This window comes from Methylobacterium sp. Gmos1 (assembly GCF_053764715.1).
In genome coordinates this window covers 25,228-45,512 of record NZ_JBSNCC010000012.1, presented here as the reverse complement: position 1 = coordinate 45,512, position 20,285 = coordinate 25,228, and the positions used below count along the sequence as shown (strand labels likewise).

The 20,285-nt window shown below is 70.2% G+C and carries 19 protein-coding genes; 17 read left to right on the top strand and 2 right to left on the bottom strand.

The features are described from left to right. The first annotated feature begins 114 nt into the window (after window positions 1-114). The 10 genes from ACS5PV_RS21190 to ACS5PV_RS21145 all read left to right on the top strand — a co-directional run bounded on the left by ACS5PV_RS21190 (window position 115) and on the right by ACS5PV_RS21145 (window position 8,072). Window positions 115-666, top strand: coding sequence for a hypothetical protein (locus ACS5PV_RS21190; RefSeq protein ID WP_455397324.1), 552 nt, complete (start codon window positions 115-117; stop codon window positions 664-666). Beyond that, window positions 663-1,241 carry a hypothetical protein gene (locus tag ACS5PV_RS21185; protein WP_455397323.1) on the top strand — a complete coding sequence of 193 codons (579 nt, stop codon included), beginning with the start codon at window positions 663-665 and terminating at the stop codon, window positions 1,239-1,241. The genes ACS5PV_RS21190 and ACS5PV_RS21185 overlap by 4 nt, the downstream gene beginning before the upstream one ends. A 31-nt stretch (window positions 1,242-1,272) precedes the next feature. Then, complete coding sequence (locus ACS5PV_RS21180; protein WP_455397322.1) at window positions 1,273-2,232, top strand: hypothetical protein; 960 nt, start codon at window positions 1,273-1,275, stop codon at window positions 2,230-2,232. 122 nt (window positions 2,233-2,354) lie between these two features. After that, entirely contained in the window at window positions 2,355-2,918 is a 564-nt protein-coding gene (locus tag ACS5PV_RS21175) for a hypothetical protein (RefSeq protein ID WP_455397321.1), read from the top strand. Beyond that, entirely contained in the window at window positions 2,867-3,643 is a 777-nt protein-coding gene (locus tag ACS5PV_RS21170; protein WP_455397320.1) for a hypothetical protein, read from the top strand. Before ACS5PV_RS21175 ends, ACS5PV_RS21170 begins: the two co-directional genes overlap by 52 nt. A gap of 35 nt (window positions 3,644-3,678) precedes the next feature. Beyond that, window positions 3,679-4,341, top strand: coding sequence for an OmpA family protein (locus ACS5PV_RS21165; RefSeq protein ID WP_455397319.1), 663 nt, complete (start codon window positions 3,679-3,681; stop codon window positions 4,339-4,341). Between the two features lie 91 nt (window positions 4,342-4,432). Beyond that, entirely contained in the window at window positions 4,433-5,359 is a 927-nt protein-coding gene (locus tag ACS5PV_RS21160; protein ID WP_455397318.1) for an aldo/keto reductase, read from the top strand. Beyond that, the gene (locus ACS5PV_RS21155) at window positions 5,349-6,065 is read left to right on the top strand and encodes an NADPH-dependent F420 reductase (RefSeq protein ID WP_455397317.1); all 717 of its coding nucleotides are present in this window, start codon (window positions 5,349-5,351) and stop codon (window positions 6,063-6,065) included. The genes ACS5PV_RS21160 and ACS5PV_RS21155 overlap by 11 nt, the downstream gene beginning before the upstream one ends. Next, window positions 6,062-7,426 (top strand): NTP/NDP exchange transporter, encoded by a 1,365-nt coding sequence (locus tag ACS5PV_RS21150; protein ID WP_455397316.1) that lies wholly within the window; start codon window positions 6,062-6,064, stop codon window positions 7,424-7,426. The genes ACS5PV_RS21155 and ACS5PV_RS21150 overlap by 4 nt, the downstream gene beginning before the upstream one ends. After that, the gene (locus ACS5PV_RS21145) at window positions 7,419-8,072 is read left to right on the top strand and encodes a class II aldolase/adducin family protein (protein ID WP_455397315.1); all 654 of its coding nucleotides are present in this window, start codon (window positions 7,419-7,421) and stop codon (window positions 8,070-8,072) included. The genes ACS5PV_RS21150 and ACS5PV_RS21145 overlap by 8 nt, the downstream gene beginning before the upstream one ends. 212 nt (window positions 8,073-8,284) lie before the next feature. On the opposite strand, the gene ACS5PV_RS21140 is transcribed toward ACS5PV_RS21145, so the two are convergent. Next, a complete protein-coding gene (locus ACS5PV_RS21140) occupies window positions 8,285-9,283 on the bottom strand; it encodes an MBL fold metallo-hydrolase (RefSeq protein WP_455397314.1) in 999 nt (332 codons plus the stop codon). Between the two features lie 304 nt (window positions 9,284-9,587). Here ACS5PV_RS21140 and hydA point away from each other — a divergent pair, with 304 nt between their 5' ends. The 5 genes from hydA (at window position 9,588) to ACS5PV_RS21115 (ending at window position 16,341) form a co-directional block, all read left to right on the top strand. Continuing rightward, window positions 9,588-11,084: a dihydropyrimidinase gene (hydA, locus tag ACS5PV_RS21135; protein ID WP_455397313.1), complete on the top strand. Its 1,497-nt coding sequence runs from the start codon at window positions 9,588-9,590 to the stop codon at window positions 11,082-11,084. A gap of 59 nt (window positions 11,085-11,143) precedes the next feature. Further along, complete coding sequence (locus ACS5PV_RS21130) at window positions 11,144-11,548, top strand: carboxymuconolactone decarboxylase family protein (RefSeq protein ID WP_455397312.1); 405 nt, start codon at window positions 11,144-11,146, stop codon at window positions 11,546-11,548. 156 nt (window positions 11,549-11,704) lie between these two features. After that, entirely contained in the window at window positions 11,705-13,558 is a 1,854-nt protein-coding gene (locus ACS5PV_RS21125) for an ABC transporter ATP-binding protein (protein ID WP_455397311.1), read from the top strand. Window positions 13,559-13,664: 106 nt separating this feature from the next. Beyond that, window positions 13,665-14,093, top strand: coding sequence for a SufE family protein (locus ACS5PV_RS21120; RefSeq protein ID WP_455397310.1), 429 nt, complete (start codon window positions 13,665-13,667; stop codon window positions 14,091-14,093). 100 nt (window positions 14,094-14,193) lie between these two features. Then, a complete protein-coding gene (locus ACS5PV_RS21115) occupies window positions 14,194-16,341 on the top strand; it encodes a S9 family peptidase (protein ID WP_455397309.1) in 2,148 nt (715 codons plus the stop codon). A gap of 62 nt (window positions 16,342-16,403) precedes the next feature. Here the strand turns inward: ACS5PV_RS21115 and ACS5PV_RS21110 are convergent, their stop codons facing one another. Next, the gene (locus tag ACS5PV_RS21110; protein WP_455397308.1) at window positions 16,404-17,063 is read right to left on the bottom strand and encodes an HdeD family acid-resistance protein; all 660 of its coding nucleotides are present in this window, start codon (window positions 17,061-17,063) and stop codon (window positions 16,404-16,406) included. 254 nt (window positions 17,064-17,317) lie between these two features. Here ACS5PV_RS21110 and ACS5PV_RS21105 point away from each other — a divergent pair, with 254 nt between their 5' ends. Then, entirely contained in the window at window positions 17,318-18,598 is a 1,281-nt protein-coding gene (locus ACS5PV_RS21105; RefSeq protein ID WP_455397307.1) for an efflux RND transporter periplasmic adaptor subunit, read from the top strand. A 75-nt stretch (window positions 18,599-18,673) separates the two neighbouring features. Next, on the top strand, window positions 18,674-20,209 hold the full coding sequence (locus tag ACS5PV_RS21100; RefSeq protein WP_455397453.1) for a DHA2 family efflux MFS transporter permease subunit: 1,536 nt from the start codon (window positions 18,674-18,676) through the stop codon (window positions 20,207-20,209). Window positions 20,210-20,285 lie beyond the last annotated feature (76 nt).

Below are 20,285 nucleotides of genomic sequence, written 5' to 3'. Positions count from 1 at the left end.
AATCGACGGGCCGGGAAAAACAGTTTTCCATTTGCGGATCTATTGTCGGGTGGCCGATCGATGCTACGACCAAGCTGAGCCGTAAGCTCGCTCGCACGAAGCTCGGGTCGTCGCATGATGTCACGTTCGTCCAGTCTGGGCGGCCGGCTGCGCCCGGTCGTCCTCGGCCTTGCCCTCCTCTGCGTCGGTACTGCCCGCGCCGCGGACGGAGCCGACCCGATCGGCACGATCATGGACCGCGTCACCGGCGGCGGGTCGCGCCGGGACCTGATGGACCAGATCGAGCGCGCCGAGGCTGAGAGGGCGCGCCAGCAGGCCGAGCGGGCCGCCACCGAGGCCGAGCTTCGCGGCCTCTTGCGCGACATCGACGACAAGATCTTCTCGATCCGCCTGAACCTGGCCGAGTTCGCCGGCGGCCGCCCCTCGTGCCGCACCCTGCGCGCCCGCGCCGCGGCCCTGGACGCCCAGATCGCGGATCTCGACCGCCTCGCCGCGTCGGCCCAGGCGCGATGCCGCGCCTCCTCCGACGCATCGGCCGTGACCGACCTGTGCCGGACCCGCCTCGCCGAGATCGCGCAGGGCCGCGCGGCCGCCGAGGCCGAGCAGGCGCGGGCGACCGCCGGATGCCCTTCCGATCCGAACCCCGCCAAGGAGATGCGGCCGTGACTCGCCTTCGTCGCCGGATGGTCTGCCGTCTGCTCGTCTCCGGTGTCCTGCTCGGCGGGACATCGGGCGTCGCAGTTCTGGCCCAGGCGCCCTCTCCCGCCGACCGGGCAGCCATCGTCGAGCAGCGCCTCGCCACCGCAAAGAACGAGCTTTCCAAGATCCAGGAATCACTCCGCAATGCGAAGGCAATCGTCACTTATTTCGAACTGATCACGCGTAATCTGGCCGAATACCGGGAAAGCTTCAAAGTCTATGAAATTAACTGCTTCGAGCGCAAGCGCGAGCTCGAAGAATTGCAGAAGGAGAACAGTCCGTTCGTGCCGCGCTTGGTGCCGGCCGTGCAGCGATGCCAGGCCGATCGGGCCGGTTTCGATGAAACGATCCGCAGATTCTCGGCGATGGCAGACATCATCGCTCGCGATGTCGCGTTGATAAAGCGAGAAGTCGAGCGCCTCGAAAGGGAAGGTGCGCGCGTGCTGAATGATCAGAAGATCGCGCAGATCGAGCAAAATCTTGAACGAGAGCTGCGAGAGCTACTGGATCAAACATCGAGATACAAGAGAAGTGGCTTCTAAGGCGACGATGAACATCTCTCGTTTCATTCGATTGTCCGCATGCGGACTGACCGCCATCTGGCTCACCAGCCTGCCGAGCTTCGCGGCGGAACTGCCGGCGATCGATCGGGCGATCGCCGAGGCGATCACGAGCGGGCGCAACGGGACCGCCCTCGCCTCGACGGTGCTGCGGGGGCGCGAGGGTGCCGTTGCGTCCGGCGTGCGGGATGGCCTCTCTCGGCGCGAGGTCGTGCTGGCGGCTCTCGACGGTATCGCTCGGAGCGACGCGAAGGGCGGCGACGTCGATCTGGCCGAGGCCAACCTGCTCGTCGGCGTGCTCCGCTCCCTCGACGCGATCCGGCAGGTCGAGGCCGGCAACGGGGTCGAGAACGGCATTCCGGCCGTCACCGCGGCGGTCTGGCGGCGCTACGTCGCGCCGCTGGTCGCGCGCGGCGCCGAGCGCGACCTGCATCCGGTGGCGCCGCGGTTGACGGGCACCCTCATCGCACAGTGGCTCGACGGCGCCGCCACCGTGCGGGCCTTCGACCTTTGGGCGGACGGCCGCGCCAAGAGCCTGTTCTGGTCGCGGGCGGAGTTCGCCGCGCCGCTCCCCCGGGCGGAGGCCCTGCTCGAGCGCGGCCTGATCACGACACCCCGGCCGCCGCGGCCGCGGCTCGCGCTCTACGTCGATCTGGCGGCGTTGCGGGACGGCGAGCGGAGCGCCGTGCGCCGCGCCGCCGCCGCGAGCGGCGACGGACGCCTCCTCTTCGTGCTCGACGATTCGCAGGAGCGGCTCGACGAATGCCTGGCGGCACAGGCGTCCCGGCGCGATGCCGAGGCCGAGGAGGCTGCAGCCCACTGCCGAGTGCGCACCCGCCCCGAGGCCGACCGGGTGCTGCTGTTCGATCCCAAGCGCCGGCTGCAGGTGCGCAGCTACGACCCGGCCGACCCCGCCCTGCCGGTGGCACGCATGCTCGCGGAGGCCGCCGGCCTGGCGCGGGTCTGGCCATGATGTCGACTGCCATGAAGCCACCAGGGTGTTTTCCGAAGAAATGGAAACTCGTTGGCCGTAGGAAATGCGATAAGATCCAGGACCTAGAGCAGCATCCAACTGCAACGCGATCGAGTGCTGCTTTGGCCACGGGGCCCATCCAGCGGCGTCCGACTCGCTTTCCGCTTCTTCTCGCGCCGCTCCTGCTGGGGCTGGTCTCCTGCACCGCCATCCGCGCTCCAGCGCCGATCCGCGCCGAGGAGCTGGGCGCGACCCTCACCACGGCGGCCCGTGCGTCGGCCGGCACGGACCTGTTCGACGCCTGCCGGGGCCCCGAGGCCGAGGCCGCGCAAATCGTCGTCTCGGGCTGGTTCGACGTCGTCACCCACATCGACGCCTGCGACGTCGCCGCCGCGCGCTACTATACCAGCCCGGCGATGGAGGAGGACATCGCCGCTCGCCTCGACCGACTCGGCGCGGCCGTGGGGGCGAGTTGCCGCGGCCAAGCCCGCACGGTTCTGACCCGGATCCGCGCCGCCAACCGCCAGGTCACCGCCTGGATCCCGCACGCACTTCCGACCTGCTCCCTCGCCAACCAGCGCGACGCGGCCGCGGCGGACCGCGATCGGCTCAGCCGGACAACGCGAGAGATCCGGTGTCGAATCAGACGGGGCTTTCCGGAATTGCCGGGGGGAGTCTGCACCTGATGGATTATGGAGGTTTACTGTCGCTGATTCCGGCAGCGGCCGCGATCGCGAGTTTCATTTTCAGCGTCGTTAAATTTTACGTTGATTATGAGGGATCTATTGAAAAATGGACAAAAAAATCCAGCAATAAAAGATTCATTACGATAATCGTATCAATATTCTTACTTAGTATAGCGACGTCTTATTTTTTCGTGATTGCGGATAAAGAAAAAAATTTGCAAAAAAGCAGTGCTATCGGTTCGAATCAAGGCAAATCAACTGCTATTGTCCTGGAATCTTCTATTCAAGATCGGAGCTCAGGCGATCAGGCTACAGATACAAACGAGAATGTAGCAAATGCAAAAACATGTGGCTCAGGCATCAATAATGTTAATTTCTACGACACAGTAGACAATTGTGTATCCATCTTTGCGTGCTCGGCCTCGGTACATCTCTGTGCCGGTCTCGCGCGATCGACCGGGCGCGACATGGCGACAGATGCGATCTGTCCGGTCCGACTCGGACGATCGTTGTCCCTCGACAAGCGCCGCGACATCTCCGACCGCCTGCTCCTGCGGGGCTGCTACTTCGAATCCTATTCCTGGCTCGCCGGCCTTCCCGGACCCGAGGCTGACAACGCCCGCGGCGCCTGGCGCGCCAGGGTCTGCCCCGAGGCTCCCGCCGTCTTCTCCGACCGGCGCTTCGCGCAACTCGGCCCGATCACAGACGGGACCTGCTCCCGCTGACGTCATCCCAATCCCCACCACGAGGAACCAGTGCGATGATCCCGCCCGCCCTCCGCTCCGTCATGGCCGCCCTCGCCCTCGGCCTCACCGGCACGGGCTGCATGACGAAGGACCCCGCGACCCGCGAGGACAAGGTGCCGAACGCCGTGAGCCAGGGCCTGGGCGGCGCGGCGACCGGGGCGGCGCTCGGGGCTCTGAGCGCGGTGACGAACGGGCGCAACGTCGCGCAGGAGGCGGTCAACGGCGCTGTGACGGTCGGCCTCAACGGCGTGCTCGCGGGCTTCGCCATGGACCGGTTCGAGGCCGGGCTGCTCAAGGAGTTCGAGGCGGTCGGCGTCAAGGCGACGCCCCGGGGGCTGAACGTCGTCCTGGAGATCGGCGACGGCATCCGGTTTTCCCAGAACAGCGCGGCGCCGAGCCCCGCGGCGGTGCGCAAGCTGCGGGCGGTGGGCCTGATCCTTGCGCGCTTCCAGCGCAACCGCGTCGACGTGATCGGCCATACCTCGGCCGAGGAGCCTGCCGGCGTGTCGGGGCAGCGGGCCGCCGCCGTCGCCGGGTTCCTGGCGCAGCGCGGCGTCGCTGCGGGCCGGATCCGGCGCGAGGGCAAGGGGGCGAGCGAGCCGGTGCGGGTCGACAACTCGGAGGCCACGCGCAGCCTCAACCGCCGCGTCGACATCTTCATCGCTCCTCTGACCTGAGTGACCTCAAGCGGTCGTGTCCGGGGCAGGCATGGCGCGGGGCCGCGGACGCCCTAGCTCGTGCCGGGCAGGTCGACCGAGGAGATGCCGCATGAAGCTCCACCGCCGCGCCGTGCTGGCCGGCTCCCTGGCCGCGGGCCTGCTCTCGGGCCGATCCTTCGCGCAAGCCGATGCCCCGGCGCGAGGCGACGGGCTGCTGCGCCGCCCGATCCCCTCCAGCGGCGAGACGGTGCCGGCGGTCGGCATCGGCACATCGCGGCGCTACGACGTGGCGCCGGATTCCGACGGCATGGCGCCGTTGCGCGAGACGGTGGCGACGTTCGTCGCCCGCGGCGGCACGGTGATCGACACCGCGCCGGATTACGGCCGGGCCGAGGAGGTGCTGGGCCTGATCCTGAAGGAGACCGGCCTTCGCGAAAAGATCTTCCTGTGCAGCAAGGTCGCGGCCAGGGGGCGCGAGGCGGGACAGGCGCAGATCGAGCAGTCGTTCCGCCGCCTCGGCACCGACCGGATCGACCTGATCGCGGTCCACAACCTGATCGACCCGGAGGTGCAGCTGCCGCTCCTACGCGACCTGAAGGCGCAAAAGCGCATCCGCTACCTCGGCGCCACCACCTGGGCCGAGAAGCAGTACGGCGACCTCGAGGCCCTGATGAAGGCCGAGACGCTCGACGTGATCCAGGTCAATTACGCCGTCGACGCCCGCCAGGCTGCCGAGCGCATCCTGCCTCTCGCGAGGGACCGCGGCATCGCCGTGATGGTCAACGTGCCGTTCGGTCGCGAGCGGTTGTTCAACCTGGTGCGCGGCCGCGAGCTGCCGCCGTGGGCGGCGGAGTTCGACTGTGCGAGCTGGCCGCAGTTCTTTCTCAAGTACGTCCTGTCGCACGAGGCGGTGACCTGCCCGGTGCCGGGCACGGCGCAGGTCCGCTACGCCGAGGACAATCTCGGCGCCGCCCGCGGCCGCCTGCCCGACGCCGCCACCCGCCGCAAGATGGAGGAGTTCATCGATGGCCTGTGATCGCCGCATGGTCCTGCGCGCCAGCGCCCTCGCCCTGGCGCTCGCCGCCGGCCCCGCCCTCGCGCAGCAGGAGCCGAAGATCCCGATCGCGGTGATCGGCGGCGGCAATATCGGCGGCACCATCGGGGGGCTCTGGGTCAAGGCCGGCCACCCGGTGATGTTCGCCTCGCGCCACCCGGAGGACCTGAAGCCGCTGGTCGAGACGCTCGGGCCCCTCGCCAAGGCCGGCAGCGTCGAGCAGGCGCTCGCCTTCGGCGACGCGGTGCTGATCGCGGTGCCCTACAAGGCCTATCCGGAACTCGGCAAGGCCTATGCCGGGCTCCTGAAGGGCAAGATCGTGCTCGATGCCGGCAACGCCACCAAGGCGCGCGACGGCGAACTCGCGGCCGAGGCCGAGAGCGCCGGCATCGGCGCCACCTCGGCGAAGTATCTGCCCGGCGCCCGGCTGGTGCGGGCCTTCAACGCCGCCAACTACCGCCTCTTCACCCAGAACGCCCATCGCAGCGGCGCCCCGATGGCGGTGCCGATCGCCGGCGACGACCGGCAGGCCCTCGGCGTCGCCGCGGCCCTGGTGCGCGACGCCGGCTTCGACCCGGTGGTGGTCGGCGGGCTCGACGCGGCGCGGCAGTTCCAGATGGGCAGCCCCGCCTTCCAGCGCGACGCCACCGGTCCCGAGGCGCGCAAGGCCTTCGGGGTCGCCGAATGAGCGCCTTCCCCGGCGCCGCCTCGGCGGACGAGGCGGCGCGCGCCGGCCTGAAGGTGCCGGCCTGGCTGCGCCGCCTCACCGACGTGCGGCCGGAGGAGGTGCCGGCGCTCGGCTGGGCCTGGCTCTACATCTTCGCGCTGCTCTCGTCCTACTACGTGATGCGGCCGATCCGCGACCAGATGGGGCTGGCCGGCGGACTCGAGAACCTGCCCTGGCTGTTCACCGCCACGCTCATCGGCATGCTGGTGCTCAACGTGCCGTTCGGCTGGCTGGTGCGCAAGCTGCCGCGGGCCCGCTTCATCCCGATCACCTACCGGTTCTTCGCCGCCAACATCCTGGTCTTCGCGGTCGTCCTCTACCGCGCCGGGCCGGAGGACGCGGTGTGGATCGGCCGGGTGTTCTTCGTCTGGCTGTCGATCTTCAACCTGTTCGTGGTCTCGATCTTCTGGGCCACCATCGTCGATGTGTTCGACACCGAGCAGGGCAAGCGGCTGTTCGGCTTCATCGCGGCCGGCGCGACGCTCGGCGCCATCACCGGCTCGGCCTTCACGGCGGTGCTGGCCCGCGACGTGCCGACCCCGTTCCTGCTGCTGGCGGCAGCCGCCCTCCTCGAGGTCGCGGTCATCAGCATGCGGGGGCTCGCGCGGATCTCCGACGCCCTGTCGCGCGAGCCGGGAGAGGCCGCCCAGGCGATCGGCGGCAGCCCGTTCGCCGGCATCAGCCGGGTGCTCGGCTCGCCCTACCTGCTCGGCATCTGCCTGTTCCTGCTGCTGTTCTCGATCACATCGACCTTCCTGTACTTCGAGCAGGCCGGCATCGCGAAGCGCAGCTTCCCCGACCGCGGCTCGCAGACCGCGTTCTTCGCCTCCGTCGACCTCGCGGTGAACGTGCTGACGCTCGGCGTCCAGCTCTTCCTCACCGGGCGGATCGTGCGCCGGCTCGGCGTCGGGCTCACCCTGGCGATCCTGCCGCTCGTCAGTGCGCTGGGCTTCGGGCTGCTCGCGGTCGCCCCCACCATCGCCAGCGTCGTGGTGTTCGGCGTGCTGCGCCGGGCCGGCAACTTCGCCATCGCCCGGCCGGTGCGCGAGGTGCTGTTCACGGTGCTGCCGCGGGAGGACCGCTACAAGGCCAAGGCCTTCATCGACACGGTGGTCTACCGCCTCGGTGACCAAGTCGGCGCCTGGTCCTACGGCCTCGTGGGGGTCCTGGGCTTGAGCGCCACCGCCCTGTCGGTCGTGGCGGTGCCGCTCTCGCTCGCCTGGCTCGTCAACGGACTCTGGCTCGGGCGCCGGCAAGAAACTATGCAAGAATCCATGGCCTCGGCCAGGGCGGGCGAGAGGCGGGAGACGGGCGATGGCTGAGACCGAGGCGAGCCTGCGGGCGGCGATCGTCGCGACCTGCCGCAGCATGGCCGAGCAGGGCCTGAACCAGGGCACCTCCGGCAACGTCTCGGCGCGGTTCGGCGACGGCCTGCTCATCACCCCTTCGGGCCTGCCCTACGAGGAGATGACGCCCAACGACATCGTGCCGATGACGATGGACGGCCGGGCCGAGCACGCGCTCGCGCCCTCCTCCGAATGGCGCTTCCACCGCGACATCCTGCGGGCGCGGCCCGACGTGTCGGCGATCGTCCACGCCCACCCGACCTACTGCACCGCCTTCGCGATGTGCCGCAAGGACATCCCGGCGGCGCACTACATGATCGCGGCGGCCGGCGGGCCGAATGTGCGCTGCGGCGGCTACGCGCTGTTCGGGACGGAGGAGCTGTCGCAGCGCGCCCTGGAGGCGCTCCAGGACCGCACCTGCTGCCTGCTCGCCAACCACGGCATGATCGCCACCGGCCCGACGTTGCCCAAGGCCCTGTGGCTCGCGGTCGAGCTCGAGACCCTGTGCCGGCAATACGCCGTGGCGCTCCAGGTCGGTCGGCCGCACATCCTCAGCGAGGCCGAGGTCGCGGAGGCGATGGAGCGGTTCAAGTCGTACGGGCCGCGGCCGAAGGCGGGGTGAGGGCGTGGCCCGACTTCTCGGGCATGTGCGATCGTTCGACAGACTGCATCGTCATGCCGGGGCCGCGCAGCGGAACCCGGGATGACGATGCAGGATGAAGCGGATGGCATACCGCGTGGTTCGTTTCCATCGGCGGTTATGGATCCCGGGTTCTCGTCTTCGACGAGCCCCGGGACGACATGGAGCGGTGGCGAGGTCGGCGATCTTCCGCCCTACAACTCCATCTTCATCGCCTGCGGGTAGTACCGGAACCCGCCCTGGCCGTTCTCCGCGACGTGGCCGATGCCCGGCCAGGCGAAGTGATAGGCGAGGACCGGGATCCGGTTCTTGGCCAGCATCGTCAGCATCCTGAGCCGGGTCTGGGCCGACTGCTTCGGATCGGTGTCGTAGGCGAACTCGGTCAGCGGCTTCTCCATCAGCAGCACCGGATGGTGCGTCAGGTCGCCGAGGTAGCAGAGGCTGTCCTTGCCCGAGGTGATCATGAACATCGTGTGGCCGATGCTGTGGCCCGGCGCCGCCAGGGCCTGGATGCCGGGCAGGAATTCCTGGCCGTCCTTGACGAAGACCAGCCGGTCGCGAATCGGCAGCAGGTTCTTGCGCGCCGTGTCGAGGAAGGCGCTGAACGAGGCCGGCACCTTGCCCGGATCGGTCCAGTAGTCGAAATCGGCCTGCGAGATGTAGAACTGGGCGTTGGGGAAGTGCGGCGCGCCGTCGTCGCCGACGCAGCCGCCGCAATGGTCGACGTGGGCGTGGCTCATCACCACCGCGTCGATGTCCTTCGGGTCGATGCCGGCCTGGCGCATCGTGGTGAGCAGCTTGCCGGTGGTCGGCCCGAACAGCTTGAGCGAGCCCATGCCGGTATCGAACAGCACCAGCTTGCTGCCGGTGTTGAGGATCAGGATGTTCTGCTCCAGCACCGCGTTCGAGAGCGGCAGGAAGTTCGAGGTCAGCTGCGCGTCCATCTCGGCCGGGGTGAGGCCGAGGAAGTTGGCGTGGGGGTCGCCGAGCGGCAGGGTGCCGTCGGAGACCATCGTCGCCTCGGCGTCGCCGAGGGTGAAGCGGTAGAAGTACGGGCTCTGGCTGCGCAGCAGCGGCGCCTTGGCTTGGCTTGCGCCCGGCAGCCCGGCCGTCACCGCGGCCGCCGCGGCGCCGAGCATCAGGCCGCGCCGGCTCGGAATGGGCAAGCTCGGGCCGTCCAACCGAATCGTCATCTGGGGTTCCCTCCACGCTGCGAGCCGCGGGCGCCCTTGTGCGCGCGCTCGATCGGCGGGATGTCCCCCGGCGCGAGCGCGGCCGGTAACCTCTGCGGCGCCGTCTTTGTCCGCTGGCCCGAAAATCTTGTCAAACCGGCCATTGGGTCATGTGCCGCCGGCGCGGGCACGGATCCGGCGTCCCCGCCCGAATTGCGGGCGCCCTGCGCAAACCCCCGGCACCCCGAGCCATCGCCGCCGGCGCCCGAATTGACAGCCCTCCGGGGCGGTTCCTACACCGCTCGCAACTAGGGAGGGCCTTTCGATGCCGAGCCACGATTTCGACTACGACCTGGTGGTGCGCGGCGCGACGCTCGCCGGCCCGGCCGAGGTGTTCGAGGGCGATCTCGGCGTGCGCGACGGGGTGATCGCGGCACTCGGCCGGAACCTGCGGCGGGGCTTCGAGGAGATCGATGCCAGGGGCCTCGTCGTCACGCCCGGCGGCCTCGACCCGCATTGCCACATCGAGGAGCCCTCCGAGGGCGGCGGCGTGCAGGAGGAGAGCTTCGCCAGCGGCTCGGCCGCGGCGCTTGCCGGCGGCACCACCTCGTTCATCTGCTTCGTGCCGCAATGGAAGGGCCACCCGATCGCCGCGACGGCGACCGACTACGAGGCCCGCGCCCGGGCCTCCCGCGCCGATTACAGCTTCCACCAGATCATCACCGACCCGACGCCGGACGTGCTGGAGCGCGAGGTGCCGGCGCTCGTCGCCCGCGGCATCCGCAGCCTCAAGGTCTTCCTGACCTACGATCCGTTGCGCCTCACCGACGGCCAGTTCCTCGAGGTTCTGGCGACCGCCCGGCGGCTGGGCGCCTTCGTGACGGTGCATTGCGAGAACTACGACGCCATCGGCTGGCGCATCCGCGCGCTGCTCGACGCCGGCCTCACCGATCCGCTCCAGCACGCCTGGGCCCGCCCGCCGGTGGTCGAGCGCGAGGCGACCCACCGCGCCATCGCGCTCGCCGAGCTCGTCGACCAGCCGATCCAGGTCTTCCACGTCTCCTGCGACGAGGCGGCAGAAGAAATCGCCCGGGCGCGGGCGCGCGGCGTGAAGGTCTGGGGCGAGACCTGCCCGCAATACCTGACGCTGTCCACCGACGACCTCGCCAAGCCCGATTTCGAGGGCGCCAAGGTGGTGTGCTCGCCGGCCCTGCGGGCGCCGGGCGAATCCGAGCGGATCTGGGCGCGCATCCGCGAGGGCACCCTCGACGTCGTCTCGTCCGACCATTGCGGCTTCTCCTTCGCCACCGCCAAGCGCGATCCGGGCTCGAGCGGCTACGGCCAGGGCGGGGCGGGGGCCCGGCCCGACGGGATGCCGGCCTTCAACGCGATCCCGAACGGCGTGCCGGGCATCGAGACCCGGCTGCCGGTGCTGTTCTCCGAGGGCGTCTCGGCCGGGCGGATCGACCTGCCGACCTTCGTGCGCCTGACCTCGACCAACGCCGCCCGCCTGTTCGGGCTCGCCGGCCGCAAGGGCACGCTGGCGCCCGGCGCCGACGCCGACCTGGTCTTGTGGAACCCCGATACCGAGCGGGTCCTGACCAACGCCGACCTGCACCACGCCATCGACTACACGCCGTGGGAGGGGATGCGCCTGAAAGGCGCGCCCACCATGACCATCCGGCGCGGCGAGGTCGCGGTGCGCGACGGCGAGGTCCTGGCCGAGCCGGGCTCCGGCCGCTTCCTCGCCCGCGGCGCCTACGCGCTCGCCACCCCCTCGGGCCGGGTGCCGGACGGCTTCGACGCGGCGGCGCGGCGCTGACCCTCTCGACGCCGGCCGCCGGCTGATCGATTCTGCGCGCCCCACCGGGAGGAGCGAGCATGGCGACCGTGAAACTCTGGAGCGACGCGGAGGCGGAGGCCGACCCCCGCGTCAAGGCGGTGTTCGACGACATCCGGGCGGCGCGGCGCTCCGACTTCATCAACAATTTCTGGCGCGCGCTCGCCAACCAGCCGGCGGTGCTGGAGCGGACCTGGGCCGACCTGAAGCAGGTGATGGCCGCCGACGGCGCCCTCGATCCGCTGACGAAGGAACTGATCTACATCGCGGTCTCGACCGCCAACGGCTGCAGCTACTGCATCCACTCCCACACCGCCGCGGCGCGGGCCAAGGGCATGACCGAGGCGCAGTACGGCGAGTTGCTGGCGGTGATCGGCATGGCGAACACGACCAACGCCCTCGTCACCGGCATGCAGGTGCCAGTGGACCGGGAGTTCCAGGTCTAAGCGGACGAAGCGTTGGCAGGCCAACGCTTCGTCCGCTCAGGTTCTTGTTGTGCCGCAGATTTCTGGCGCCGAACCGGCAACCACTTCGGCGACATCCGCTTGGGTGTGTGGTCCCGGGGTCCGGGCCGCGGCGCCTCGCCCGCCTATATCTCCCCGATGGACATCCCCGCCGACAGCCGCCTCACCGCCTGGCGCCGCGCCGCGAGCGCCCGGCTCGGGGCCTTGCGCCACCTACCCGCCCTGTTCCGCCTCGCCTTCGCGACCGATCCGCGGCTCACCCTCGCGAGCCTGACCTTGCGCCTCCTGCGCGCCGGGCTGCCGGCCCTGATGCTCTACGTCGCCAAGCTCGTGGTCGATGCCGTGGTGGCGGGGCGCGCCGGGCCGCCGCCGGCGGAGGGCTGGCTCGCCGATCCGCGGCTGCACCATGTCGGGCTCCTCGTCGGCATCGAGCTCGGGCTCGCGATCGTCTCGGACCTGCTCGGGCGGGCGACCTCGTACGTCGACGGGGTGCTGGCGGAAAAAGTCGGCAACGCCACCACCCTGCGCCTGATGGCGCATGCCGCCGCCCTCGACCTCGAGCAGTTCGAGGACAGCGCGGTGCAGGACCAGCTCGAGCGGGCCCGGCGCCAGGTCGCGTGGCGCTCGAACCTGATCGGCCAGCTGCTCGGCCAGCTCCAGGACCTCGTGACCGCCATCACCCTGGCGGCCGCGGTCGGCACGATGCTGCCCGGGCTGGTGCTGCTCCTGGTGCTCGCCCTGATCCCGGCCTTCCTCAACGAGCTGCACTTCAACGCCCGCGGCTATCGCCTCGCCTGGCGCCGCAGCCCGGACCGGCGCGAGACCGACTACCTGCGCTACCTCGGCGCCGACGCGCACAGCGCCAAGGAGGTGAAGCTGTTCGGCCTCGCCTCCCACCTCTCGGACCGGTTTCGCGACCTCGCCGGCCGGCTGCTCGCCGAGAACCGGGAACTGGCCCGGCACCGGGCGCTCGCCGGCGGCGCCTTCGCGAGCCTCGGCACGCTCGCCTACTACGCCGCCTACCTCGTCATCGCCGGCGAAGCGCTCGCCGGCACGCTCACCGTCGGCGACCTCACCTTCCTGGGCGGCGCCTTCCTGCGCCTGCGCGGCCTCGTCGAGGGGCTGCTGCTCGGCGCCTCGCAGCTGCTCGGCCAGGCGCAGTACCTCGACGACCTGTTCTCGTTCTTCACCATCGCGCCGACCATCCGGTCAGGGGGGCGGGCGGTGCCCGAGCGCCTGCGCGAGGGCTTCGTGTTCGAGGATGTCGGCTACCGCTATCCCGGCGAGGAGCGCTGGGCGGTGCGCCATCTGTGCCTGCACATCCGGGCCGGCGAGGTGGTGGCGCTGGTGGGCGAGAACGGCGCCGGCAAGACCACGATCGTCAAGCTCCTCGCCCGGCTCTACGCGCCGACGGAGGGGCGCATCCTGCTCGATGGCCGCGACCTCGCCGAGTACGACATCGCGTCCTTACGCGCCCGCATCGGCGTGATCTTCCAGGACTTCATGCGCTTCGACTTCACGGCGAGCGACAACATCGCGGTCGGGCGGATCGAGGCGCGGGCGGACCGGGAGGGGATCGCGGCCGCCGCCCGGCGGGCCCTCGCCGACGCGGTGATCGAGCGGCTGCCGGGCACGTACGACCAGCGCCTCGGCCGGCGCTTCGAGGACGGGGTCGAGCTGTCGGGCGGCGAGTGGCAGAAGGTCGCGATCGCCCGGGCCTACCGGCGCGACGCGGCCGTGCTGGTCCTCGACGAGCCGACGGCGGCCCTCGATGCCGGGGCGGAGGCCGAGGTCTTTCGCCGCTTCGGCGACCTCGCGGCGGGGCGCACCGCGCTCCTCATCTCGCACCGCTTCTCCACCGTGCGCCGGGCCGACCGGATCGTGGTCCTGGCCGGCGGCCGGGTGCTGGAGGAGGGCACGCACGCGGAGCTGGTGGCGGCGGGCGGGCGCTATGCCGAGTTGTTCGAGCTCCAGGCGGCCGGCTATCGGTGACGCCGGATCCGGGAGGCAACTCCGGAAGCTCCATGGCACGGTGGCGGGTGGGCGCCCGCACGCCTATATGCCGGGTCTCCACTCCGCAACGATTCCTCCGGGTCCCATGCTGCCGCCCATCGACGAGATCGTCTCCAACTTCGAGTTCCTGGACGAGTGGGACGACCGCCATCAGTACCTGATGGAGCTCGGCCGCAAGCTGCCGCCCCTGCCCGAGGAGGCCCACAACGAGGCCAACCGGGTGCGCGGCTGCGTCAGCCAGGTCTGGCTCGAGACGAAGGTCGACCGCTCCGGCCCCGAGCCGCGGCTGCACTTCCTCGGCGACAGCGACGCCCACATCACCAAGGGCGTGGTCGCGGTGCTGATCGCGTTCTTCGACGGCCGCACCGCCACGGACGCCGCCCGGGCCGACGCCCTCGGGCTGTTCCAGAAGCTCGGCCTCTCCGAGCACCTGACGGCGCAGCGCTCGAACGGCGCCCGGGCGATGATGGACCGCATCCGGGCCGATGCCGAGGGCGTCGCCGCGGCGGCGTAACGCCGTCTCTCCCTTTGCCCGCCCGTGCCCTTTGCCAAATCTTGCGGCGGCGGCCCCGGGACGGCACATCCGCCGTGACAGTCACCTCCCGGGGAGCCGCATGACCCTTCGCCTGAGCCCGCCCGCCGCCGCGCCGACGGCGCCTGTCCGGCCCGTCACCGTCACGGTCCACGGCCGCGCGGTGACCGACCCCTATGCCTGGCTCAAGGCGGAGAACTGGAAGGACGTGCTCAAGGACCCCTCCGCCCTGCCGGCGGAGATCCGCGATCTCCTGAGCGCCGAGAACGCCTATGCGGACGCCGCGCTCGCCGGCACCGCGCGCTTGCGCGAGACGCTGGTGGCCGAGATGCGCGGGCGCATCCGCGAGGACGACGGCAGCGTGCCGGATCGCGACGGCCCCTTCGCCTACTACACCCGCTACCGCGAGGGCGGGCAGCACCCGCTGGTCTGCCGCCGCCCGGCCGACCGCGTGGCCCCCGGCCTCGTCGGGGACCTGGCGGGTGAGGGCCAGGAGATCTTCGAGCAGATCCTGATCGACGGCGACCGGGAGGGGGAGGGGCACGCCTTCTTCAGCCTGGAGGGCGCCGCCCATTCCGACGACCACGCGCTGGTGGCCTGGAGCGCCGACACCAAGGGCTCCGAGCTCTACACCATCCGGGTCCGCGACCTCGCGACCGGCCAGGATCGCGACGACCGGGTGCTCGCCACCACCGGCGACGTGGTGTGGAGCGCCGACGGCCGTGCCTTCTGGTACGTCGCGGTCGACGAGAACCACCGCCCCGCCACCGTGATGCTGCACCGTCTCGGCACGCCGCAGAGCGACGACGAAACGATCTACGAGGAGAGCGACGCCGGCTTCTTCGTCGGCATCGGCGAGACCCAGTCCGGCGCCTACCTGATGGTGACGGCGAACGACCACGAGACCTCCGAGGTCCACCTCGCCGACCGGGCGAAGCCCCACGGCCCCCTGCGAGTCGTGGCGCCGCGGGAGCACAAGCTGATCTACTCGGTCGAGCATCGGGGCGACGAGTTGTTCGTGCTCACCAACGCCGACGGCGCCGAGGACTTCAAGATCGCGGTGGCGCCGCTCGATCGCCCGGGCCGGGCGAACTGGCGCGACCTGATCCCGCACCGGGCCGGCGTGATGATCCGGTTCCAGCACGTGCTGGCGCGCCACCTCGTGCGGCTGGAGCTGGAGAACGCCCGGCCCCGCCTGATCGTGCGCGACGCCGAGAGCGGCGCCGAGCATACGGTCGCCTTCGCGGAAGAAGCCTACTCGCTCGGGCTGTCGCCGGGCCACGCCTTCGACACGGATCTGATCCGCTTCACCTACTCGTCGATGACGACGCCGGCGGAGACCTACGACTACCACGCGACCACCCGCGAGCGGACCTTGCGCAAGCGCCAGGACGTGCCGAGCGGCCACGACCCGGCGTCCTACGTCACCCGCCGCCTGTTCGCGACCGCGCCGGACGGGGAGCAGGTGCCGGTCTCGCTCATGCACCGGCGCGATACGCCGCTCGACGGCACCGCGCCGCTGCTGCTCTACGGCTACGGCTCCTACGGCTCGCTGATGTCGGCGGCCTTCCGCACCAACCCGCTCTCGCTCGTCGATCGCGGCTTCGTCTACGCCATCGCGCATGTCCGCGGCGGCACCGAGAAGGGCTGGCGCTGGTACCTCGACGGCAAGCGCGAGAAGAAGCCCAACACCTTCACGGATTTCGTCGCCTGCGCGCGCGCGCTGATCGAGGCGCGCTACACCGGGGTAGGCCGCATCGTCGCCCATGGCGGCAGCGCCGGCGGCATGCTGATGGGGGCGGTGGCGAACCTCGCACCGGAGCTGTTCGCCGGCATCGTCGCCGACGTGCCCTTCGTCGACGTGCTCAACACCATGCTCGACGGCGACCTGCCGCTCACCCCGCCGGAATGGCCCGAATGGGGCAACCCGGGCGCCGACCTCCAGGCGTTCGAGACCATCCTGTCCTACTCGCCCTACGACAACGTCGTGCCTAAGGCCTACCCGGCGATCCTGGCGCTCGGCGGCCTCACCGACCCGCGGGTGACCTACTGGGAGCCGGCGAAGTGGGTGGCGCGCCTGCGCGCCACGATGACCGGGGGCGGCCCAGTCCTGCTGCGCACCAACATGGAGGCCGGCCACGGCGGGGCGGCGGGCCGGTTCGACCGTCTGGAGGAGGTGGCGCTGATCTACGCCTTCGCGCTCGCGGCGGTGGGGACGGAGGCGGCGTAGACCTGTCGCAGCACGCCGCGCCTGAAACCCTCCCCCGCAGAGGGGGAGGGGAGGGTGTCGCGTCACACCGGCCGCATCGACCCGCCCGGCGTGCCCGTCGCGACGAACCGGCTCCTCAGCCGGAAGGCCAGGATCAGCATGAACACCCCGAAGGCGATGGCGTAGCCGCCCATCCAGTAGGTCAGAACCAGCAGAGACAGGATCGGGCTCGCGATCAGCGCGATCGCGAACAGCACCGAGAGCACCCCGCCGATCGCCAGCCACCAGCGGCCGTGGTCGAGGTGGAGCCGGAACGCCGCGGCGATCATCAGGCCGCCGGTCACCAGCGCCCAGGCGGCGATGAGGTAGACGAAGGCGACGAGCGTGCTGCCCGGCATCAGGAAGGCCAGCACCCCGACCAGGATGTTGAGGAGGCCGGCGGCGAGCAGGTAGCCCCAGCGCTCGTGCCGCTCCGCCGCCCGCACCGCCGCCACGATCTCGGCGATGCCGTCGACCAGCATGTAGGCCGAGAAGAAGATCACCAGGGTCAGCAGCGTGGCGCCCGGCGCGATCAGGGCCACGATCCCGAACAGGATCGCGAAGGCGCCGCGGAGCGCGATCAACCACCAGTTGCGGGCGAGCACCGCGCTCATCGCGGTCAGGCGCGCGAGCGGATCGGGCGGCGAGCCGTAGGGAGACGAGACGCCAGGATTGGTATTAGGCAGCGGCGTACCAGTACTCATGGCAATATCCTCCAGGACGACGCGCAGTGGGCTGTCGCGAAAGGCCCCGCTATTCACGCGTCAACGTCCGCCGAGCGTGGCTGTTCCACGGATCGGCAGCGGAGCCGCTGCGGACGGCCGGTGACGAGAATTCATCCCGGGGTCGCGCGGACTTTTTTGCCGCATTGCGGAACCGGTGCCCGCGCCCGGGCGTCTCCCAGGCCGAGGCGGGCGCCTTGCCCGGTCCGGTTGGACCGTCGCGTGGAATTCACGACATGCTGGACGATCAGTCGCGGGCGGAGGCCCCTGTGGGGCGGGACGCGCCGGCGCCCGTCGTGGCGCGAAATGACTCGGCGCGAGAGGACTTTTCGCGGGAGGACTCGGCGCGCGACGAGAACACGCGCGCCCTGTGGGAGAACACCCGCGCCCTGCGCGAGCACACGCCGCAGGACGAGGCCGAGGGCAAAGACCAGGACGGCAAGGACAAGCAATCCGACGAACAGGACGACGAGGCCGAGCAGAAGAAGCCGAGCCTGATCAAGCGCCATCCGCTCTGGTTCGTCCTCGGGGCGGTTCTTCTCCTGGTCGCCGCGGCCGGCGGCTACTGGTACTGGCTGACCTTCATCCATCCCTTTGAGAGCACCGACGACGCCTTCGTCGACGCGCGCCAGTTCGCGGTCTCGCCGAAGGTGTCGGGCTACGTCACCGCCGTGCCGGTGACCGACAACCAGCACGTCGAGGCCGGCGCGGTGCTGTTCCAGATCGACAAGCGCGACTACGAGGTGGCGCTCCAGCAGGCGCAGGCGCAGATCCAGTCGGCCCAGGCCCAGATCCAGGGCTTCGACGCGCAGATCCAGGCGCAGCAGGGGAGCATCCAGGAGGCCAAGGCCCAGGTCGAGCAGGCGAAGGCCGCGCTGCAATTCGCCAAGCAGGACGCCGCCCGCTACCAGGACCTCGCCCAGCGCGGCGCCGGCTCGGTGCAGCAATCGCAGCAATCGACCTCGAACCTCCAGCAGCAGCAGGCCAACGTCGACCGCTCGAACGCCGCCGTGACGGTGGCGCAGCGCCAGATCGGCTCGCTCCAGGCGCAGCGCGCCGGGGCCGAGGCGAGCCTCGCCCAGGCCCGCGCCCAGGAGGCGCAGGCGAGGCTCAACCTCGCCTACACGACGGTCACCACCGCGCAGGCGGGCCGCGTGGTGCGCCTCACCGGCGCGGTCGGGCAGTTCGCCCAGGCCGGCCAGGCGCTCAGCATGTTCGTGCCGGACGACATCTGGGTCACGGCGAACTTCAAGGAGACCCAGATCACCGACATGCGCCCCGGCCAGTCGGTCGACGTCGAGATCGACGCCTATCCGGACCACAAGATCACCGGCAAGGTCGATTCGGTGCAGCCGGGCTCGGGCACCGCCTTCAGCCTGCTGCCGGCCGAGAACGCCACCGGCAACTACGTCAAGGTGGTGCAGCGCGTGCCGGTGAAGATCACGGTCGAGAACTGGCCGCAGGACGTCTCGATCGGCCCCGGCATGTCGATCGTGCCGACGGTGCGCGTCCGCTAGCCCGGAGATGGTGCCGTGAGCGGTCAGAACCCCGCCGACAGCGCCGCCGGCGACCACAACCCGTGGATCATCGCCATGGTGGTGGCGATCGCCACCTTCATGGAGGTGCTCGACACCACCATCGCCAACGTGGCTTTGCGCTACATCTCGGGCGGGCTCGCGGTCGGCCCCGACGAGGCGGCCTGGGTGGTGACGAGCTACCTCGTCGCCAACGCGATCGTGCTCACCGCGTCGAGCTTCCTCGCCAAGCGCTACGGGCGAAAAGCCTTCTTCATGGCGGCGATCGCGCTCTTCACGGTTTCGTCGATCCTGTGCGGCTTCGCCTGGAGCCTCGAATCGCTGCTGTTCTTCCGGGTGCTCCAGGGCCTGGGCGGCGGCGGCATGGCACCGCTGGCGCAGTCGATCCTGGCGGATTCCTTCCCGCCGGAGAAGCGCGGCCAGGCTTTCGCCCTCTACGGCGTCGCCATCGTGGTGGCGCCCGTCGTCGGGCCGACGCTCGGCGGCTGGCTCTCCGACCAGTATTCCTGGCACTGGTGCTTCCTCATCAACGCACCCGTCGGCGCCATCGCGCTGTTCCTGATCTGGTGGCTGGTGCAGGACCCGAAATCGGCGATCGAGGAGCGGAAGCGCCTGCGCCGCGAGGGCGTGCGCTTCGACATCGTCGGCTTCGTCCTGGTGGCGACCTTCCTCGGCTCGCTCGAGGTCGTCCTCGACGAGGGCCAGCGCAAGGACTGGTTCGGCTCGAGCATGATCATCATCTTCGCCTGCGTGGCGGTGGTGTCGTTCGTGGCGATGATCCCGTGGGAGCTGAACCACAAGAACCCGGTCGTCGACCTGCGCCTGCTCGGCCAGCGCCAGTTCGGCTCGTGCTTCCTGGTGATGCTCGCCACCGGCGCCATCCTGATCGCCACGACGCAGTTCCTGCCGCAGCTCCTCCAGGATTACTTCGGCTACACCGCCACCTGGGCCGGCCTGGCGCTCTCGCCCGGCGGCGTCGTCACCTGCGTGATGATGTTCGTGATCGGCCGGGTCTCGGGCTACGTCCAGCCCAAGTACCTGATCGCCACCGGCGCCACCATCATCGCCTTCGCGATGTACGACCTCACCAACCTCTACGGCGATCTGAACTTCGGCTTCTTCGTCTGGTCGCGCGTCTATATCGGTATCGGCCTGCCGATGATCTTCCTGTCGATCACCGCCGCCTCCTACGAGGGGATCACCAAGGATCAGACCGACCAGGCCTCGGCGCTGATCAACGTCGCCCGCAACGTCGGCGGCTCGATGGGCGTGTCGCTCGCCCAGAACATCCTGGCCTACCGCCAGCAATTCCACACCAGCCGGCTCGTCGAGCACGTCGTCCCCTCGGAGCCGGCCTACCAGGAGGCCCTGCGCGCCGCGACGCAGTTCTTCTCCACCCGCGGCGCCAGCACGGTCGACGCGCAGAACCAGGCGATCGCCTGGATCGGGCAGCAGGTCCAGACCCAGTCCGCCTTCCTCGCCTATATCGACGTGTTCTGGGCGCTCGCCATGGTCTCGGCCTGCGCGGTGCCGCTCGCGATGATCCTCAAGAACGTGAAGCGGGGCGGGGAGGCGCCGGTGGGCGGGCATTGAGGACGGAGCTGTCTCCCCTCCACGGCCCCGGGATGACGCGGAGGGTGTCGGAACCGCCGGCTCGATACACGCAGAT

What these genes read in the sequence shown, in the direction of transcription:
- ACS5PV_RS21125 (WP_455397311.1), top strand. Translation starts at nt 11,705, where the DNA reads ATGGACATCCCCGCCGACAGCCGCCTCACCGCCTGGCGCCGCGCCGCG.
- ACS5PV_RS21110 (WP_455397308.1), bottom strand. Translation starts at nt 17,063, where the DNA reads ATGAGTACTGGTACGCCGCTGCCTAATACCAATCCTGGCGTCTCGTCT.
- ACS5PV_RS21165 (WP_455397319.1), top strand. Translation starts at nt 3,679, where the DNA reads ATGATCCCGCCCGCCCTCCGCTCCGTCATGGCCGCCCTCGCCCTCGGC.
- ACS5PV_RS21140 (WP_455397314.1), bottom strand. Translation starts at nt 9,283, where the DNA reads ATGACGATTCGGTTGGACGGCCCGAGCTTGCCCATTCCGAGCCGGCGC.
- ACS5PV_RS21155 (WP_455397317.1), top strand. Translation starts at nt 5,349, where the DNA reads ATGGCCTGTGATCGCCGCATGGTCCTGCGCGCCAGCGCCCTCGCCCTG.
- ACS5PV_RS21150 (WP_455397316.1), top strand. Translation starts at nt 6,062, where the DNA reads ATGAGCGCCTTCCCCGGCGCCGCCTCGGCGGACGAGGCGGCGCGCGCC.
- ACS5PV_RS21130 (WP_455397312.1), top strand. Translation starts at nt 11,144, where the DNA reads ATGGCGACCGTGAAACTCTGGAGCGACGCGGAGGCGGAGGCCGACCCC.
- ACS5PV_RS21145 (WP_455397315.1), top strand. Translation starts at nt 7,419, where the DNA reads ATGGCTGAGACCGAGGCGAGCCTGCGGGCGGCGATCGTCGCGACCTGC.
- ACS5PV_RS21120 (WP_455397310.1), top strand. Translation starts at nt 13,665, where the DNA reads ATGCTGCCGCCCATCGACGAGATCGTCTCCAACTTCGAGTTCCTGGAC.
- ACS5PV_RS21100 (WP_455397453.1), top strand. Translation starts at nt 18,674, where the DNA reads ATGGTGGTGGCGATCGCCACCTTCATGGAGGTGCTCGACACCACCATC.
- ACS5PV_RS21105 (WP_455397307.1), top strand. Translation starts at nt 17,318, where the DNA reads ATGCTGGACGATCAGTCGCGGGCGGAGGCCCCTGTGGGGCGGGACGCG.
- ACS5PV_RS21160 (WP_455397318.1), top strand. Translation starts at nt 4,433, where the DNA reads ATGAAGCTCCACCGCCGCGCCGTGCTGGCCGGCTCCCTGGCCGCGGGC.
- ACS5PV_RS21115 (WP_455397309.1), top strand. Translation starts at nt 14,194, where the DNA reads ATGACCCTTCGCCTGAGCCCGCCCGCCGCCGCGCCGACGGCGCCTGTC.
- ACS5PV_RS21190 (WP_455397324.1), top strand. Translation starts at nt 115, where the DNA reads ATGATGTCACGTTCGTCCAGTCTGGGCGGCCGGCTGCGCCCGGTCGTC.
- hydA (WP_455397313.1), top strand. Translation starts at nt 9,588, where the DNA reads ATGCCGAGCCACGATTTCGACTACGACCTGGTGGTGCGCGGCGCGACG.